This window comes from Streptomyces sp. enrichment culture (genome assembly GCF_964272855.1).
GTDB lineage: Bacteria > Actinomycetota > Actinomycetes > Streptomycetales > Streptomycetaceae > Streptomyces.
Window position 1 is genome coordinate 8169525 of the sequence record NZ_OZ186847.1, and the last position, 17107, is coordinate 8186631.

Genomic DNA, 17107 nt, shown 5'->3' on the forward strand with positions numbered 1-17107 from the left:
CCGCGCCGCTCCGTGAGCCCACCCTCGCAGACGGGTCTGACAATGCCCCGCCCCGCACCGGCCGACGTGCGTGACCGGGGGTCCGGAGGCAGGCTGGGGACCATGCCACGCAAGGGCGGAAGCGGCCGGGACGACGGGCGGCTCGACGCGGAGGCGGTTCTCGACGAGCTGTACGCCACGCCTCCGTCCGGGTTCGTCGCGCGCCGGGAGGAACTGGCGGCCGCGGCCAGGACGGCGGGGCGCGCGGAGGACGCCCGGCGGATCCGCGCCGCCCGCCGGCCCACGCTGGCGGCCTGGGCGGCGAACCTGCTGTGGCGCGCCGAACCGGAGGAGAGCGGTCGGCTGCTGGAGCTGGGCGAGGCCCTGCGCGAGGCCTACCGGACGCTGGACGACCCCGCCGCGATGAAGGAACTCACCGCTCGACGACGGCAGGTCGTGGCCGCGTTGTCGCGGCAGGCCGCACGGCTGGCCGACGAGGCCGGACACCGGCTGTCCGCCGCCGCGCAACAGGACGTCGCGGCCACCCTGCACGCCGTGCTCGCCGACGCCGACGCCGCCGGACAGTGGGCCACCGGCCGGCTGACCGGCGCGCTCAGCCCGCCGTCCGCCTTCGGAACCCCGGACCGCACGGAACCGCTCCCGGCCCCGTCCGGGAAGCCCGCCAAGGCGGCACCGGGAAAACCGCCCGAGGACGAACTCGCCGAACGCCGACGCGCCCGGCAGGAGCAGCTGGACAAGGCCCACGCGGCGGCCGAGGCGGCCGAGGAGCGGCTGCGCGCACGGCGGGACCGCCTGACGGAGGCGGCGCAGTCGCTGGAAGGGGTCCGCGCGGCCCACGACGAGGCCCGGCAGCAGGTCGACGCCGCCGAGCGACGACTGCGCGCCGCGCGCGAGGCACTGGAAGAGGCCGACCGGGCAAGAGGCAAGGCCGAGGAACTGCACCGCTCCGCCGTCGACGCCGTCGGCGACGCCGAACGGGAGGCACGCGCAGCGGAGGCGGCGGTGCGGCGTGCGGAGAGCCGTACCAGGCGACGCACCGGGCGCGACGACCCGGCTAGTCGGTGACCAGGGCGAGGGTGAAACCGTCGTAGCCCTTCGCGCCGACCGTCTGCAGGGTGGTGGCCGTCAGCCGCGGGTGCTCGGCGATGAGTTCGGTGAAGCGGCGTACGCCCTGGACGCGGGGGTCGGTGTCGGCAGGGTCGGTGACCGCGCCGTCCCGGACCATGTTGTCCCCGACGATGACGCTGCCCGGCCGGGTCAGCCGGAGCGCCCACTCCAGGTAGGCGGGGTTGGACGGCTTGTCGGCGTCGATGAAGACCAGGTCGAACGGGCCGGCGCCGTCCTCCTCGAGCGACGGCAGGGTGTCCAGCGCCTTCCCGACGCGCACCTCCACGAGGTGGTCGAGGCCGGCGCGGGCGAGGTTCCGCTCCGCGACGGCCGCGCACCGCTCGTCGGCCTCCAGCGTCACCAGCCGCCCGTCCTCCGGCAGGGCCCGGCCGAGCCAGATCGTGCTGTAGCCGCCGAGCGTGCCGATCTCCAGGATCGTGCGGGCGCCCTGTATCCGGGCGAGCAGGTGCAGCAGCTTGCCCTGGTCGGGGGCGACCTGGTGCGGCGGGAGCGCCGCCGCGTAGCTGTCAGCGACGGCCCCGATGAGCGCGGCGTCCTCGTCCACCAGCAAGCCGTTGAAGTAGTCGTCGACGGCGGTCCAGGTCTGCTGCGACACAGTGGGTTCCCTTTCGAGGGGTGTCTCCCGCAAGGTCCTCACCGAGCGGCTGCGCTCCCTGACCGAGCATCAGGTGCTGGAACGCCGCCTCTACCAGGAGCGGCCGCCGCGCCACGAGTACGTCCTGACCGAGCGGGGCCGCGGCCTGCTGCCCGTCCTGGTCGCCCTTCAGGACTGGGCCGACCGCTGGCTCCTCGGCGACGGCACCCTCACCGGCCACGCCCCCGACGACGGCGCCGAGGCCCGCCGCGTCGCCGCCCTCGTGGGGGAGCCCGTCCCCGCCGGAATCCGTCTGCCCGGCACCGACGGCCGCGACCACGACCCCGTCGCCGCCGACGCCCGGGCCACGGTGCTGTTCGCCTACCCGGCCACCGGCATCCCGGGCCTCCCGGCCGGCACCGCGGAACCGCCGATTCCCGGCAGCGCCGGCTGCACCCTCGAGAACCGTCAGTTCCGCGCCGCCTGGGAGGAGTTCCGGGCCGCCGGGGTCGCCGTCCACGGCGTCAGTACCCAGACGCCGGCGGAACAGGCCGCCTTCGCCCGCGCGGAGGAACTGCCGTTCCCCCTGCTCTCCGACGCCCGGCTTCACCTCACCGCCGTCCTGCGTCTGCCGGTCTTCCGCGCCGGGCAGGATCTGCGCGTCAAACGGCTGATCCTCGTCATCGGCCCCGACCGGCGGACACGGCACACCCTGTTCCCCGTCCACGACATCCCCGCCGCCGTGAGCCAGGCCCTCGCCCTCGCCGAGGCCGCCGCACCGTCTCCGGACGTCAGGCTTCCCGGTTGAGCCAGTTCCGCAGGGCGTTGGTGACCTGCGCGGGCCGCTCGTCCATGACCCAGTGGCCCGCCTCGTCGAGCATCGTCAGTTCGGCGCCGGGGATGTTCCGGGCGAGTTCCCGGGCGATCACCGGGCTGAGGTAGTCGTCCGCCCGGCCCCAGACGATCGCCGTCGGGCAGGCGATGTCACCGAGCCGACGGCGCAGTTCGGGCCGGACGCCGACCCGGTACTGCGCGAAGTAGTGCAGCAGCCAGCGGCGGCCCTCGGCGGTGTCCATCCAGCCGATGTAGTCGTTCAGCTGTGCGTCGTCGAGGTAGCCGCGCCGGACCAGCGAGGCCAGCGACCGCCGGTGCAGGGCGCCCAGGGGCAGCCGGGCCGCCGCCGGCCGCAGCACGGGCGTCCGGCCCGCGATCGTCATCAGCCCGAACGCGGCCTTCCAGCGCGGCACGAACGTGCCGTGCGCACGGGTGTTGAGCAGGGCGAGCCGACGCACCCGGCCGGGCCGGGCCTGGGCGAAGCCGAGGGCGACGAACCCGCCGTAGTCGTGCCCCACCAGATTGACGGTGGGGCAGCCGAGCGCGTCGAGCAGCCGGCCGAGCCGGGCGACCTCGGTGTCGTAGTCGAAGCGCAGGTGCAGTGGCCGGTCCGACCCGCCCCAGCCCAGCAGATCCGGTGCGATCACCCGGTGGTCCGCCGCCAGCGCCGGGACCTGGTGGCGCCAGCACGCGTGACTGGCCGGGTAACCGTGCAGCAGCAGGACAGGCTCGCCGTCGGACGGTCCCGACTCCCAGCACGCGACCCGCGCGCCGTCCACCTCGACCGACCGCGCGCGCTCCGTCCGCGTCCCGGGGCCCTTCGTACTCATCGTCTCTCCTCGTGGTTCACCCGCACGGCCGCGTCCCGCACCGTGCCGGACCCGGCCTCGGGTGGCGGGCCCGCTGGTTACAACGAAGCCCTTCGTGCTCCGTACTGACCGGGTACCCGCCCGGGTGACCGCCACAAGGTGGTGCGGGAGCGCCGACGGCCGCGCCCACGCCCCCCGTTCCGCGCCGTCAGCGCCTTCCGGTCGACGCATTCCTTCCCGCATACCCATTGACCTCGTACGTCTACGTATCTAGCCTCCGTCTCTATACGTAGACGCCATCTTCATATGAAGACGCCATCCATGGGAGTGGGCGAGTGGACACGGACACGAAGGACACGCGGGGAGCGCAGGACGCGCAGGGCACCGCCGCCGTCGCCGGCCGGCTGAGCGAGGGGATGACCCGAGGCGTACTCTCCTTCCCCCTGACCAGCTTCCGCGAGAACGGCGACCTGCACCCCGGCGCCTACCGCGCCTACCTCGAGCACCAGCTCGCCACCGCGCCGGGCGCCGTCTTCCCCGCCTGCGGAACCGGCGAGTTCACGGCGCTGGACGAGGACGAGTACCGCACCGTCGTCAGCACGGCCGTCGAGGTGACCCGCGGACGCTTCCCGGTCGTCGCCGGCATCGGCTACGGCTGGGCCCAGGCACTGCGGTTCGCCCGCGTCGCCGAGGACGCGGGCGCCGACGCCGCGCTCGTCCTCCCGCACTACCTGCTCCGGGCACCCCAGGACGGCCTGGTCGAGCAGCTGCGCAGGATCGCCGCCGGCACCCGGCTCCCGCTCGTCGCCCACCAGCGCGACCAGGTCGCCTTCACCGCCGACAGCCTGCGCCGCATAGCCGCGATCCCCGGCGTCATCGGCCCGAAGGACGGCCACAGCGACCTCGACCGGCTGCGCCGCCTCACCCTGGCCGCCCCCGAGGACTTCCTGTTCTTCAACGGCGCCGCCACCGCCGAGATCCAGGCCCGCGCCTACGCCGCCGTCGGCGTCCCCGCCTACTCGTCCGCCGTCCACGCCTTCGCCCCGGAGATCGCCCTCGCCTTCTTCACCGCCTTCCAGGCCGACGACACCGCCCGGATGGACGCCCTCCTGCGCGGCTTCTACGTCCCCTTCGTCGAACTACGCGACCGCCGCCCCGGCTACGCCGTCTCCCTCGTCAAGGCGGCGGCCCGGCTGCGCGACCTGCCCGTCGGCCCGGTCCGCGCCCCCCTCACCGACCCCGGACCCGACGACCTCGCCGACCTCCGCAAGCTCCTCGACCAGGGCCTCGACCTGGTCGGCGCCGAGCGCTGACACCGCGGCGGAGACCGACCAGCACAGTTCAAAGGGGAACCGCTCCATCGCGTCCTGGACGCCCTGAGCCTGTGAGCCCGGTCAACACCCCGCTATCCCTGTAAAGGACTCGCTCCATGACCCAGCCCGTCGTCACCGGCTTCACCGTCTACCCGGTGGCAGGCCGTGACTCCATGCTGCTCAACCTCTCCGGCGCGCACGCCCCCTACTTCACCCGCAACATCCTGGTCCTCGAGGACTCAGAGGGCCGCACCGGACTCGGCGAGGTACCGGGCGGTGAGGAGATCACCCGCACCCTGCGCGAGGCCGGCCCCCTCGTCGTCGGCGCCCGTCCCGGCGACCACCAGCGCGTCCTGCGGACCGTGCGGGAACGGTTCGGCAGCCGCGACGACGGCGGCCGTGGCGAGCAGACCTTCGACCTGCGCACGACCGTGCACGCCGTGACGGCCATCGAGTCGGCGCTGCTCGATCTGCTCGGACAGCACCTGGAGGTCCCCGTCGCCGCACTGCTCGGCGACGGCAGACAGCGCGACTCCGTACGGGTCCTCGGCTACCTCTTCTACGTCGGCGACCCGGACCGCACCGACCTCGACTACCTCCGCGAGCCTGACGCCGCCGTCGAGTGGTACCGCGTCCGCCGCGAGGAGGCGCTGACCCCGGAGGCGATCGTCCGCCAGGCGGAGGCCACCTACGAGCGGTACGGATTCCGCGACTTCAAGCTCAAGGGCGGTGTCCTGCCCGGCGCGGAGGAGGTCACGGCGGTCCAGGCGCTGAAGGAACGCTTCCCCGAGGCCCGGATCACCCTCGACCCCAACGGCGCCTGGTCACTGAGGGAGGCCGTCGAACTGTGCCGGCCCCTGCTCGGCGCCCTCGCCTACGCCGAGGACCCCTGCGGTGCCGAGGACGGCTACTCGGGCCGGGAGATCCTCGCCGAGTTCCGCCGCGCCACCGGACTGCCCACCGCCACCAACATGATCGCCACCGACTGGCGCCAGCTCACCCACGCTCTGGCCCTCCAGTCGGTCGACATCCCGCTCGCCGACCCGCACTTCTGGACCATGCAGGGCTCCGTGCGGGTGGCCCAGCTGTGCAACGCCATGGGCCTGACCTGGGGCTGCCACTCGAACAACCACTTCGACATCTCGCTGGCGATGATGGCCCACTGCGGGGCCGCCGCGCCCGGCGACTACAACGCCCTGGACACCCACTGGATCTGGCAGGAGGGCACGGAACGGCTCACCGTCGCACCCCCGAGGATCGTCGGCGGCGAGGTCGCGGTCGACGACACTCCCGGCCTCGGCCTCCGGCTCGACCGGGAACGTCTGCTCGCGGCCCACGAGTTGTACCTTGAAAATGGCCTCTCGGGCCGCGACGACGCCATCGCCATGCGCTACCTGGTGAAGGACTGGCGGTTCGACAACAAGCGCCCGTGCCTGGTGAGGTGACCACGGACGCGCGTCCTCACTCCTCGCGGTCCTCCGCGCTCTCCGCCTCCCACGACGTCAGCGGCGACCCCGCCGCCGTCCTGATCGCCAGCACCTCGCAGCCCATGAGGCGGAAGGCGGCGAACAGACGGCGGCGGACCTCCGCCTTGTCCCCGGGCGGGAATCCCACGCGGATCTGGTGCGGGTTCGTCCGGTCGTAGGTGAGGAGCCAGTCCGAGTCGACGGTGGCGAAGTGGTCCTGTCCCGACTCGCCCCGCTCCGACGTCCAGCTGCCCCGGTCGGCCGTGGGCGCCAGCGCCTCCCGGAGGATCCGCAGCCGATCGGCGTACGGGTGCGGCCCCTCGGACAGCACGAGGCACCGGTGGACACGCGGCCGGAAGGCGTTGAACCACGGCGCCAGGTCCGGCTCCATGCGGCCCAGCAGCCGGGAGTCGAGCCGTCCCCGGGCCCAGCCGTCGACGAACTCCAGCGCGCCCATGGCGAACTCCTCGAACTGACCGGCTTCGCCCCGGACCACGACCGGCCAGTCCCCGGGCTCGCCGTCGGTACGCCAGCACAACCGGTCGGCGTCCATCGTCGTCCCCCAGATCAGCAGGCCGTCCGATCTCTCCGTGCCCGGAGCGTGGCCGCGCCGCCACTGGAGGCCGTTGTGCCGGCTGGTGCCGAAGGGCGTCCGCAGGTAGAGGAAGTCGCAGTACTCGCCCCATCCATAGGTCTCGACCAGCCACTTGTAGTCGTCCGGCAGCCGCACCTCCAGGCGCGCCTCCACAGCGGTCCAGTCGCCCCGCGCGTCGACGGGTTCCGCGGGCGGCGGCACCGCCCGCGCCAGCGCGTCGTACGCCGTCACCGGCGCGCGTCCAGCGTGTCGCCCTGCCCGTACGGCGGGCCGGCCACGGCCTGTGCGCGCAGCTGCTCCGCCTGCTCGCGGGACACCTTCTGCTCCGCGCCGCAGAACGCGCACTGCGTCATGTACTTCGTCGAGACCGGGAACAGCGGGACGAAGAACAGCGTGAACTTCGTGACGCGCTTCCTGAGGGTGTGCGCGGCCGGATTGCGGCAGTGGCCGCACACCAGCGTCAGTATCGCGAGCTGGTACAGATACCCCTTGGTACCGAAGATGATCACGTCGCTGATCCCTCCCGGTCGGCGCCGGCCGGCACCCTGCCGGCCGGGCGGTGAGACACCCGCTCACACCCCCCAGTCTTTCGCACCCTCACGTGAACGTCTTCGCGGTGCGGCGGACTCACCCGGCGCGTGCCGGAGACCATGGCGCCGCCCATCTGAGGACCGCCGCGAAGCAGCCGCGCTTCCTAGACTGGAAGCAACCCGGTCCCTCCGACGCGGCCGGTACGGAAGGCGGTGCCGCCCCATGCCCTACGTCGCTGTGAGTGCGCTCAGCCACCCCGGGCTGTTGCGGTCGCGGAACGAGGACAGCCTGGTCATCGGCCCGTGGACGCTGTGCGCCACCGTGACCGAGAGCCCGCAGACACTGGTCTTCCCGCTCGGCGGCCCGCTGGTCGTCGCCGTCGCCGACGGCCTCGGCGGGCACCCCGGCGGGGAGATCGCCAGCTCCCTGGTGGTGCAGCGGATCGCCGCGGTCGGCAGCGACCTGACCGGCGAGGACGCGATACGTGACGTCCTCGACGCCTGCAACCGGGAGGTCTACGAGGCCGCCGGCGGCGACGACGGCGGCGAGCTGGCCACCATGGGCACGACGGTCGCCGGCGTCGTCGTACGGGACGACTCACTGCTGGTGTTCAACGTGGGCGACAGCCGGGTCCTGGCCATGGACGGGGACGGGCTGCGGCAGCTCAGCGTCGACGACAGCCCGCCACTGGAACCGGGGCACCGCACCACCTCCATCGTCACCCAGTGCCTCGGCGGCAGCCCCTTCTACCGTGCCGTGCAGCCGCACGTGGCCCCCGTGTCCCTGGCGCCCGGCGACCGCTATCTCGTCTGCACCGACGGCGTGACCGACCCGCTGCCGCCGGAGGTCATCGAGGACGTGCTGAGCCGGCACGACGACGGCCGGGCGGCGTTCGAGCTGTGGAAGGCGGCCATCGAGGCGGGCGGCCCCGACAACATCACGCTGGCCGTGCTGCGGGTCGGGGACGAGGTCTGACCGCCGGCACGTGATGCGGCACGGCCGCCGGACGATGAACTCGCTGCCGGGCTGAGGCTCGGAGAGCCGCGCCGCGGAGACCGAGCGAGCGCCACGGAACGGCGAACGTGCCGAGATCCGGGGGCAGTCGCGCAGACGGCGTGTGGGGGATTCGGCGCCGACGCGTGAGTTCCGCGAGGTCGTCGGGGTGGACCCGGACGGCTGGACGCTCGACGAGAACGCGGGGTCACACCACTGATGTCCGCTGAGCGAACACCCGCGTCCGGAAAGCCTCTTGACGGGACACCGACATCTCACTGAACATCAGGCAGCGCACAGCACCCGCACAGCTCTGGCACCACCGCTTCAGACACCGTCCGGAACCCCACCCCTAGACGAGAAAGTGCGGACCCCCCACATGACGACTCCCCGGTCCACGCTGCCCAGACCCATCCGCAGACGCACCGCGACCGTGGCCACCCTGGCCCTGGCCGCCCTGCTCGCCGCCGTGCCCGCCACCTCGGCGACCGCCCGCGACCGCGCCCCCGACGCTCCGCAGGCCCTCGCGGCCCCCGACATCCCCCTCGCGAACGTCAAGGCGCACCTCACCCAGTTCCAGTCGATCGCCACCGCCAACGGCGGCAACCGGGCCCACGGCCGCCCCGGTTACAAGGCCTCGCTCGACTACGTACGGGCCAAGCTGGACGCCGCCGGATTCACCACCACCGTCCAGCAGTTCACCTCCTCCGGCGCCACCGGCTACAACCTGATCGCCGACTGGCCCGGCGGTGACCCCGACCAGGTCCTCATGGCCGGAGCGCACCTCGACTCCGTCTCCTCCGGCCCCGGCATCAACGACAACGGCTCCGGCTCCGCCGCCGTGCTCGAGACCGCGCTCGCCGTCTCCCGTGCCCAGCTGCAACCCACCAAGCATCTGCGGTTCGCCTGGTGGGGCGCCGAGGAACTGGGCCTGGTCGGCTCCAAGTACTACGTCAACAGCCTGACGACCGGGGACCGTTCACGGATCGCGGGCTACATCAACCTCGACATGGTCGGCTCCCCGAACCCCGGCTACTTCGTCTACGACGACGACCCCGCGATCGAGAAGGTCTTCAAGGACTGGTACGCGGGCATCGGCGTCCCCACGGAGATCGAGACCGAGGGCGACGGCCGCTCCGACCACGCCTCGTTCAAGAACGCCGGCATACCCGTCGGCGGACTGTTCACCGGCGCCAGCCGCACGAAGACGGCGGCGCAGGCCACCAAGTGGGGCGGCACCGCGGGCCAGGCGTTCGACCGCTGCTACCACTCCTCCTGCGACACCACGACGAACATCAACGACACGGCCCTCGACCGCAACAGCGACGCCCTCGCCCACGCCGTGTGGACCCTGGGCACGACGACCTCCACGCCGCCGGGCTCGACGTACGAGAACACCACCGATGTCACCGTCCCGGACAACGGCGCCGCGGTGACGTCCACCGTGTCCGTCACGGACCGCGCGGGGAACGCGCCCGCCACGCTCCAGGTCGGCGTGGACATCAAGCACACCTGGCGCGGTGACCTGGTCGTCGACCTGCTCGCCCCCGACGGCACGGCCTACCGGCTGAAGAACTCCAGCAGCTCCGACTCCGCGGACAACGTCATCGCCACCTACACCGTCAACGCCTCCGCCGAAACGGCGAACGGCGCGTGGCGGCTTCGCGTGCAGGACGTGGCCGCACAGGACACCGGCTACATCGACAGCTGGAAGCTCACCTTCTGACGCTCCGAAAACCGGGCGGGGCACTGTCCAAGTCCCTCGCCCGGCCTCCGGCGTGCGGTGTCAGACCGTGGCGCCGGGGGCGGAGGCGCGCGGCGCCGTGTCGCGCCGGGCGATGGCCTCCGCCACCTCGCGGATCGCGCCCCGGATCAGGTCGCCGTAGGGGTCCTGCCCGAGGCTGGGGCCGTCCTTCGTGGCCGCGTCGATGTGGTCGGCCGCGGCCCCGAACGCGCCCAGCCGGCGGTAGTCGTCGGCCAGGTTGAGATGCAGGGACGGGTAGAAACCGGCGATGTGAAGGTCCGCGTGATGTTCGCGGGCGCGCTGCTCGGTGACGGCGTCGGCGGCGTCCAGCGCGCGGACGTCCCAGGCCAGGGCCTGGGCGGGATCCTCGTACAGATCCGCCAGATGGTGCGCGAGGGTGCAGCGGTGCAGCGGGTCCCCGGTGACGCCGATGGAGGACCACAGCGCCAGCAGCTCCCGGCGGGCGTCGGCGGTTCGGCCCGCGCGGCCCTCGGTGACGGCTCGGGCTATGGCTTCCATGGTGTGGTCAAGTGAGTCCGGGGAGTTCGGGGCGGTCGGCGGCGCGGTCATGGTTCGGGGCCCTTTCGTCGTCGTACTCATGGGGTGTCGTGGTCATCCGGAACAGTCGGTTCTCACCGGCATGGCCCAGGTGGTGAGGTCCCCGCGGTCGGCGGAGCGGATCGTGGCGGGCTGCGCGGAGCCCCGCAGGTCGATCAGCAGGTCCGGGCCGACGGCGGTGCTGACGGCCGGGTACAGCGTGGTCAGTTCGAGGGAGATCAGCAGGTCCCGCCCCGTCACGCGCGCCGGGAGGCCGCAGCCTCGGGACGTGTCGTCGGCCGCGAGGACCGCCAGGCCGCCGTGGGTCGCGCGCAGGGTGATCCGGTCGCCGGGATGTCCCTCCAGAGCCCGCAGGAACACGTCCTTGGAGACCGCCACCCGGGTGGTGACCTCGTCGAGCGCGTCGAGCATCAGCCCGATGTCCGGGAACTCCTCCGCCAGCACCCGGCAGTGCCGGCCCGCCTGGTCCGCGCCACGCAGGCGGAGCCCGTACGGCGTCGCCTCCAGGCGTACCACCGCGCTACGGCGCAGCTCGGCGACCGCGGCCCGCAGATCGTCGCCGTCGACCGTGGCGGCCCACGCCGTGCCGGCGGGCTCGGCCGGCACCAGCGTCCGCGTGGACAAGCGGTACCGGTCCGTCGCGGTGAGGGTGATCGCCTCCCGGGTCACCTCGACCCGCAGTCCCCCCAGCACCGGCAGAGCCACGTCATGGGCCGTCGCCGTAAGGACCTGCTCCACGGCGTCCGCCAGCACCGGCCCCTTCAGTGTCGCGAGCGGCAGGCCCGGCCCGGCGACGAGCGAGCCCTGGATCGCCGTCGCGGTCCGGCGTGCCGCCGCCGCGTCCGCGAGGAGCGACGCGACATGCTCGTCGATCAGCCGGGACGCGTCCGCAGGCGCGGCGTCGAGCACCGTCCGCACCGTGCTCAGGGGCATCCCGATCTCCCGCAGCCCGCGCAGCAGCGTGGCGCGTTCGACCTGGTCGGCGCTGTAGTAGCGGTAGCCCGAGGCAGGGTCGATCTCGGCGGGGGACAGCAGCCCCGCGTCGGCGTAGAACCGCAACGCACTCGACGTCAGACCGCTGCGGCGGGCGAAGACCCCGATCGGCATCAACTCGGAATTCGGCACCCGGTCATCCTCGGGTCTCGACCAAGTCGAAGGTCAACTCGCCGGGGTCCGCCCCTGGCCCCGCTCAGCCGGACGCGGCCCGGAAACGGCGCCGGTACTCCGTCGGTGTCGTGTTCAGCCTGCGGCGGAACGCCCGGATCAGGGTGTCCGTCGTCCCGAAGCCGCACGCCGAGACGACGCGTTCGAGGGTCGCGTCGGTGGACTCGAGCTGGTTGCGGGCCATCTCGACGCGGGCGGACTCGACGTAGGCGCTCGGGGTCATGCCGAGTTCGGCCTTGAACACCCGGGTCAGCTGCCGCTCGCTGAGATGGGCGTACTCGGCGAGATCGGCGACGGTGAGCGGCTCGGCGATGTTCCGCATGATGTGGTGACGCAGGTCCTCCACCCGGCGGGTCGTGGAGACCGGTTCGAGCGGGACGCTGAACTGGCTCTGCCCGCTGGGCCGTTTCAGGTACATCACCAGCTGCCGGGCGACGCGCAGTGCGACCGCCTCGCCGAAGTCGTCGGCGACGAGGGCGAGGGACAGGTCGAGGCAGGCGCTGATGCCCGCGCCGGTCCACACGTCGCCCTCGCGGATGAAGATCGGGTCGGCGTCGACCTCGACCGCCGGGTGGTCGGCGGCGAGCTGCCGCGCGGTCGACCAGTGCGTGGTGGCGCGCTTGCCGTCGAGGAGGCCGGCGGCGGCGAGGATGTGGGCGCCGACGCAGACGGAGGCGACTCTGCGGGCCCGCCCGGCGAGTGCCTTCACCCGGGCGACCACCGCCGGGTCGGTGAGGGCGTGCACGCGCCGCCGGCTGTCGATCTCGACGGAGCCGGGCACCAGGAGGGTGTCGATGCTCTTCGCGGACACCTCGTCGAAGGTGATGTCGGGGAGGACCCGCACCCCGGCGGAGGTGGTCACGGGCCGCGGTGTCTCGGCGGCGAGCACCACCCGATAGCCCGCCGTCTCCGCCACCTCGCGCCGCACCAGGGAGAACACCTCCGGCGGCCCGGTGACGTCGAGGAGGTCGACGCCCTCGAAGAGGACGATGACGACGAGTCGTTCGACGGTGCTCAAGGGGCCTCCGCCCGGTCGGCAGCAGCGATGTCCGGATCTGCATGTTAGATGACATTGCCGACGCGTCGAGCGGAGCCGTAGCTTTCTGGGCGGGGCCCCTCACCGCACGGACGGGCCGCACACACCGAGCCAGTCAGCGCACTTGGCATGCAGACATCTGGGGGTATTCCCATGGCCACGACCACTCTGCGGGAACTCAGCGGTTTCGACGACACGCCCGCGTCGCTCGCCGACTCGACCCTGATCCTCGTCGACTACCAGAACACCTACGTCGGCGGCGTGATGGAGCTGGAGGGCTGGCGGGCCGCGCTCGACTCCGCCGCCGAGCTGCTGGGCCGGGCCCGGGAGGCGGGCGCCACGGTCGTCCACGTCGTCAACGACGGCGGCGAGGGCACCCCGTACGACATCCGCGCCGAGATCGGTCAGATCCACCCGAGTGTGGCGCCGGCCGACGGCGAGGCCGTGGTCGTGAAGAAGCTCCCGAACTCGTTCGCCGGCACCGAGCTGGGCGACCTCGTCGACGCCGCCGGCCACAAGGACGTCGTCGTCCTGGGCTTCATGACGCACATGTGCGTGCTGGCCACCGCCCAGGGCGCCTTCCTGCGCGGTAACCGTCCCACCGTGGTCGCCGACGCCTGCGCGACGCGGGCCCTTCCGGCGGCGGGCACCGAAGTACCCGCCGCCCAGGTCCACCAGGGCGCCCTCGCGGCCGTCGGCGACCTCTACGGGATCGTCGTCCCCTCCGGGAAGTCCCTGACCTGACAAGTCCCTGATCTGACAAGTCCCCGACCTGATCAGGCGGACCGGCCCAGGGCCCCGGAGGGGACGGGGCGTCAACGCACCGGCTTCGCCCACCAGGCGGCCGAGGCGTCCCGCAGGGTGTTGGTGCCGCAGTGCACCTCTCCCATGCCGAGGTGGTACGTGTACCAGTCGTCGATGTACGACACCTTCAGGCCGGCCTTCCGGTACACGGCGGTGACCGCCTCGGTGAAGACGTCCTTGCCGCCGATGACAGGACCCCACTGGCGCGGGGCGAGATAGCGGTCGCGGGCGAGGAGCACACCGTTGACCGCGCCGGGGACGTACGCGCTGGTCGTGACGGTCTCCCGAGGAGCCTTGGAGGAGCGTGCGCCGTCCTCGGCGAGCCACTTCTGCTGGCCGTGGTCCTGATACGTCTCGGCGAGCGAGGAGCCGCCGCCGAGGCGCGTCAGCCGCGGCATCGGCACCTCCTCGCCGTCGGCCGCCCGCGTCTCGGCCTCGCGCGTGTAGAGGGCGGGCACGCGGACGATCTCGGCGTCGGTGACGCCCGTCTCCCGCTTGAGGATCTCCAGGTTCGCCGCGATGCGCTCGGCCGCCATCGTGTTGTCGGCGACGAAGTGCCGGGAGGCCAGGACCTGGTCGATGGTCTCCTTCGGGGCCGGTGCGCCGTCGAGACCCGGCACGGAGAACATCTTCGTCGCGCCGTGGCCGTCCCGCTGGGCGTCACGCAGCAACTGCAGGCCGGCCCGCGGGTCGGCGACCCCGATCCGCCAGCCGCGCGGCGTGTCGGCGGGCAGGAACTGCACGAACTCGTCGACGTGGCCGACACCCAGCCACGAGGTGTCCAGCAGCAGCGGGTCCTGGAGGCCCTGCGACTTCAGCAGCGTGCGCATTCCCGGCGAGGGCCGCTCGCCACTGTCCTTGCGCCAGCCCATGATGATGCGTCCGGCCGGGAACGAACGGCCGCCGTGCGCGTACGGCGGGATCGTCTCCAGGTTCCCCATGGAGTTCAGCGACCAGTCGTCCGGCTGCGCGCGGTCGGAGACCTGCACGACGCCGACGTCACGGCCCCGCACCTTCTCGAACAGCTCCCGGCCCGCCTCCCGGTCCAGCTGGGCCGAGCGCAGCATCACCCGCATCACGTGCCGCCGCCCGCCGGGGCCCGTCATGCTGACGTACGCGGGCTCGACGAAGTCCTGCGCCCACGGGTCCCCGTACTTCTCGAAGGTCACCAGCGGCTTGGTGATGCCGGCGTTCTCGACCTCCTTCGCCAGGTCCTTGACGAACTTCCGCTGCAGGCGGCCGTATTCGCCCGCCCCGTTCACCTTGGTGACCATCACCTGCTGGGTGTTCTGCAGGTGGTGGTGGGTGAGGAGCGGAGCGACGCGCAGGGTGACCGAGTCGGAGGTGCTGCGGCCGCCGGACGACACCGTCAGCCGGATCACCGCGCGGCCGTCCCACTTCGCGCTGTCCCGGATCACATCGGTGGCCTCGACGCCGAACTCCACCCCGGAGCGCAGCTCGGCCGCGGTCAGCCGGGTGTCGGGCGTGACCAGGACCCACTTGCCGGAGCGCTTGAGGAACACATGGGTGTGCTTGGCGCCCTTCGTGACCTGCACACTGCCCTTGGCGTCGGCGGCGACGCCGCTCATCGGGACGGAACGGACCCGGGCGAGGTCGGCCGCGTCGGCCGTGCCGTTGACCTTGCTGTCGGAGGCGTCGTCGCAGGCGGCCAGCTTGGCGTCGGACAGCGGTTTGCCGTCCGGGCCGGTGGTCGGGCAGCGCTTGGTGTCGTCGTCGAGGTTGGGCAGGTGGACCGCGCCGCGTCCGACGGTCCAGCCGTCCTCACCGGCCTTGTCGCTGTCGCCCGTCACGTCGACCGTGCCGTCGCGGTTCACGTCCGCGCGCAGGTCGGGTGACGGGGACGGGCCTGCGGCGTGGGCCGGTGAGAGCGGTGTCGCCAGCACCGATCCCGCCGCGGCGAGGGCGAGGATCGTGTGCCGGACTGGTATGCGCGTACCTGAGCGCACGGCGGTTCCCTTCTGTGGTGGGGGGTTGCGCCGTGCAAGAGGCGAAGTGCGCGGTGTGCGTTGGCCGTGCGCGCGAGGTTCATACCCCGGGTGGACAGCCGGGCGCGGAAAACTCGCGACGGATCATCCCTGGTGGGGATGGAGGAAGCGGTGCGAATGCGGTAAGGGGCCCGTCGCCGTGACGGGCCCCGCGTCACAGCTCCGGCGCCCGGTACGTGGGCCGGCCGCCGACGACGGTGAGCCGCACGGGGAGTCCGGCCAACTCGGTGTCGGCCACGTCGAGCGGGCTGTCGGCGAGGACGGTGAGGTCCGCACGGTGTCCGACGGCCACACGGCCGGACGTGTGCTCCTCGCCCGCTGCCCAGGCCGGGTTCACGGTGACGCCCTGGAACGCCTGGAGCGGCGTCAGCGCCTGCTCGGGGCCGTGCGGCGGCAGGGACAGATCGCTCGGGCGGCGATGCCGGGCGCCGGCCGTGACACCCAGCGGCGGGAACGGCGCGATGGGCCAGTCGGAGCCGAGCACGACCCGGGCGTCGGCCTCCCACAGGTCGCGGCAGCGGAAGGCCCTGGCGAACCGCCGCACCGTGTCGTCCGGGACGGTCTCGATATGCTCGACCCGGTGCCGCACCAGCCGCTCGTGCGCGGCCCGCGCCTCCACGACATCTACCGCTCCTGGCGGGCCGTCGCCGACGAGTTCGGCGGCGTGTTCGTGGGGGAGGTGTGGCTGCCCGACGCCGAACGCTTCGCCCGCTACCTCCGGCCCGACGAACTGCACACCGCGTTCAACTTCAACTTCCTCACCTGCCCCTGGGACGCGGACCGGCTGCGCCGCGCCATCGACGACACCCTCGCCGAACACGCCCCGGTCGGCGCCCCCGCCACCTGGGTCCTGTGCAACCACGACGTGACCCGCACGGTGACCCGCTACGGCCGCGCGGACACCGCCGTCGACTTCGCCACCAAGGCCTTCGGCACCCCGGCCGACCTCACCCTCGGCACCCGCCGCGCCCGCGCCGCCGCCCTGCTGACCCTGGCCCTGCCCGGATCGGTCTACGTCTATCAGGGCGAGGAACTCGGCCTGCCCGAGGCCGACATCCCCCTGGACCGCATCCAGGACCCGATGCACTTCCGTTCCGGCGGCACGGACCCGGGCCGCGACGGCTGCCGGGTACCCCTGCCCTGGGCCGCCGGTGAACCGCACTGCGGCTTCGGCGCGCAGACGCCGCCCTGGCTGCCCCAGCCGGACACCTGGCCGGACTACGCGGCCGACCGCCAGGCCGCGGACCCCGGCTCGATGCTCACCCTCTACCGGCAGGCCACCGCCTGCGGCGCGCCACCGAAGGCCTCGGCGACGGACCCCTCACCTGGCTCCCCGCCCCCGACGGGGTCCTCGCCTTCGCCCGCCCGCGCGGCCTGACCTGCGTGGTCAACCTCTCGGCGGCCCCCCGTCGGCCTGCCCGTCCACAGCGCCCTCCTGCTCGCCAGCGGACCGCTCGACGGCGACGCACGGCTGCCCCATGACACCGCCGTCTGGCTGCGCTCCTGACAGCTCGCCGACCCGGGCGGGCACACGGAAGGTGCCCGCCCGGGT

16 protein-coding genes and 1 pseudogene are annotated in these 17107 nt (G+C 73.0%); 8 read left to right on the plus strand and 9 right to left on the minus strand.

The window, feature by feature from the left end; translation table 11 throughout:
* Positions 1–102: 102 nt before the first annotated feature.
* Positions 103–1065 carry a hypothetical protein gene (locus ACSU6L_RS36485; protein ID WP_437063943.1) on the plus strand — a complete coding sequence of 321 codons (963 nt, stop codon included), beginning with the start codon at positions 103–105 and terminating at the stop codon, positions 1063–1065.
* Here ACSU6L_RS36485 and ACSU6L_RS36490 read toward each other — a convergent pair.
* Positions 1055–1723 (minus strand): O-methyltransferase, encoded by a 669-nt coding sequence (locus ACSU6L_RS36490; protein WP_437063945.1) that lies wholly within the window; start codon positions 1721–1723, stop codon positions 1055–1057. The two genes, ACSU6L_RS36485 and ACSU6L_RS36490, sit on opposite strands and share 11 nt — an antisense overlap.
* Position 1724: 1 nt before the next feature.
* Here ACSU6L_RS36490 and ACSU6L_RS36495 point away from each other — a divergent pair, with 1 nt between their 5' ends.
* Positions 1725–2510 (plus strand): winged helix-turn-helix transcriptional regulator, encoded by a 786-nt coding sequence (locus ACSU6L_RS36495; protein ID WP_437063947.1) that lies wholly within the window; start codon positions 1725–1727, stop codon positions 2508–2510.
* Here ACSU6L_RS36495 and ACSU6L_RS36500 read toward each other — a convergent pair.
* Positions 2494–3366, minus strand: a complete 873-nt coding sequence (locus tag ACSU6L_RS36500; protein WP_437063949.1) for an alpha/beta fold hydrolase — start codon at positions 3364–3366, stop codon at positions 2494–2496. The genes ACSU6L_RS36495 and ACSU6L_RS36500 overlap by 17 nt on opposite strands.
* Positions 3367–3761: 395 nt before the next feature.
* On the opposite strand from ACSU6L_RS36500, the gene ACSU6L_RS36505 reads away from it, so the two are divergent.
* Entirely contained in the window at positions 3762–4658 is an 897-nt protein-coding gene (locus ACSU6L_RS36505) for a 5-dehydro-4-deoxyglucarate dehydratase (protein WP_437065170.1), read from the plus strand.
* A 116-nt stretch (positions 4659–4774) separates the two neighbouring features.
* The gene (locus ACSU6L_RS36510) at positions 4775–6103 is read left to right on the plus strand and encodes an enolase C-terminal domain-like protein (protein ID WP_437063951.1); all 1329 of its coding nucleotides are present in this window, start codon (positions 4775–4777) and stop codon (positions 6101–6103) included.
* Between the two features lie 16 nt (positions 6104–6119).
* On the opposite strand, the gene ACSU6L_RS36515 is transcribed toward ACSU6L_RS36510, so the two are convergent.
* Together ACSU6L_RS36515 and ACSU6L_RS36520 are read right to left on the minus strand one after the other, a co-directional pair.
* The gene (locus ACSU6L_RS36515; protein WP_437063953.1) at positions 6120–6950 is read right to left on the minus strand and encodes an SMI1/KNR4 family protein; all 831 of its coding nucleotides are present in this window, start codon (positions 6948–6950) and stop codon (positions 6120–6122) included.
* Positions 6947–7228 (minus strand): zinc-ribbon domain-containing protein, encoded by a 282-nt coding sequence (locus ACSU6L_RS36520; protein ID WP_437063955.1) that lies wholly within the window; start codon positions 7226–7228, stop codon positions 6947–6949. The genes ACSU6L_RS36515 and ACSU6L_RS36520 overlap by 4 nt, the downstream gene beginning before the upstream one ends.
* A gap of 244 nt (positions 7229–7472) precedes the next feature.
* On the opposite strand from ACSU6L_RS36520, the gene ACSU6L_RS36525 reads away from it, so the two are divergent.
* Positions 7473–8225 carry a PP2C family protein-serine/threonine phosphatase gene (locus ACSU6L_RS36525; RefSeq protein ID WP_437063957.1) on the plus strand — a complete coding sequence of 251 codons (753 nt, stop codon included), beginning with the start codon at positions 7473–7475 and terminating at the stop codon, positions 8223–8225.
* A gap of 397 nt (positions 8226–8622) precedes the next feature.
* On the plus strand, positions 8623–9969 hold the full coding sequence (locus tag ACSU6L_RS36530) for a M28 family metallopeptidase (protein ID WP_437063959.1): 1347 nt from the start codon (positions 8623–8625) through the stop codon (positions 9967–9969).
* Positions 9970–10029: 60 nt separating this feature from the next.
* On the opposite strand, the gene ACSU6L_RS36535 is transcribed toward ACSU6L_RS36530, so the two are convergent.
* The 3 genes from ACSU6L_RS36535 to ACSU6L_RS36545 all read right to left on the minus strand — a co-directional run bounded on the left by ACSU6L_RS36535 (position 10030) and on the right by ACSU6L_RS36545 (position 12727).
* Complete coding sequence (locus ACSU6L_RS36535) at positions 10030–10557, minus strand: hypothetical protein (RefSeq protein WP_437063961.1); 528 nt, start codon at positions 10555–10557, stop codon at positions 10030–10032.
* A gap of 42 nt (positions 10558–10599) precedes the next feature.
* Positions 10600–11670, minus strand: a complete 1071-nt coding sequence (locus ACSU6L_RS36540) for a MerR family transcriptional regulator (RefSeq protein ID WP_437063963.1) — start codon at positions 11668–11670, stop codon at positions 10600–10602.
* A 64-nt stretch (positions 11671–11734) separates the two neighbouring features.
* A complete protein-coding gene (locus tag ACSU6L_RS36545) occupies positions 11735–12727 on the minus strand; it encodes a GlxA family transcriptional regulator (protein WP_437063965.1) in 993 nt (330 codons plus the stop codon).
* 171 nt (positions 12728–12898) lie between these two features.
* Between ACSU6L_RS36545 and ACSU6L_RS36550 the strand changes: the two genes are divergently transcribed.
* A complete protein-coding gene (locus ACSU6L_RS36550) occupies positions 12899–13489 on the plus strand; it encodes a cysteine hydrolase family protein (protein WP_437063967.1) in 591 nt (196 codons plus the stop codon).
* A 71-nt stretch (positions 13490–13560) separates the two neighbouring features.
* On the opposite strand, the gene ACSU6L_RS36555 is transcribed toward ACSU6L_RS36550, so the two are convergent.
* Positions 13561–15516 carry a protein-arginine deiminase family protein gene (locus ACSU6L_RS36555; protein WP_437063969.1) on the minus strand — a complete coding sequence of 652 codons (1956 nt, stop codon included), beginning with the start codon at positions 15514–15516 and terminating at the stop codon, positions 13561–13563.
* A gap of 193 nt (positions 15517–15709) precedes the next feature.
* Positions 15710–16174, minus strand: a complete 465-nt coding sequence (locus ACSU6L_RS36560; RefSeq protein ID WP_437063971.1) for an amidohydrolase family protein — start codon at positions 16172–16174, stop codon at positions 15710–15712.
* Here ACSU6L_RS36560 and ACSU6L_RS36565 point away from each other — a divergent pair.
* Positions 16166–17062, plus strand: a pseudogene (locus ACSU6L_RS36565) (alpha-amylase family glycosyl hydrolase); the annotation flags it as partial. The gene ACSU6L_RS36560 and the pseudogene ACSU6L_RS36565 overlap by 9 nt on opposite strands.
* Between the last annotated feature and the right edge of the window lie 45 nt (positions 17063–17107).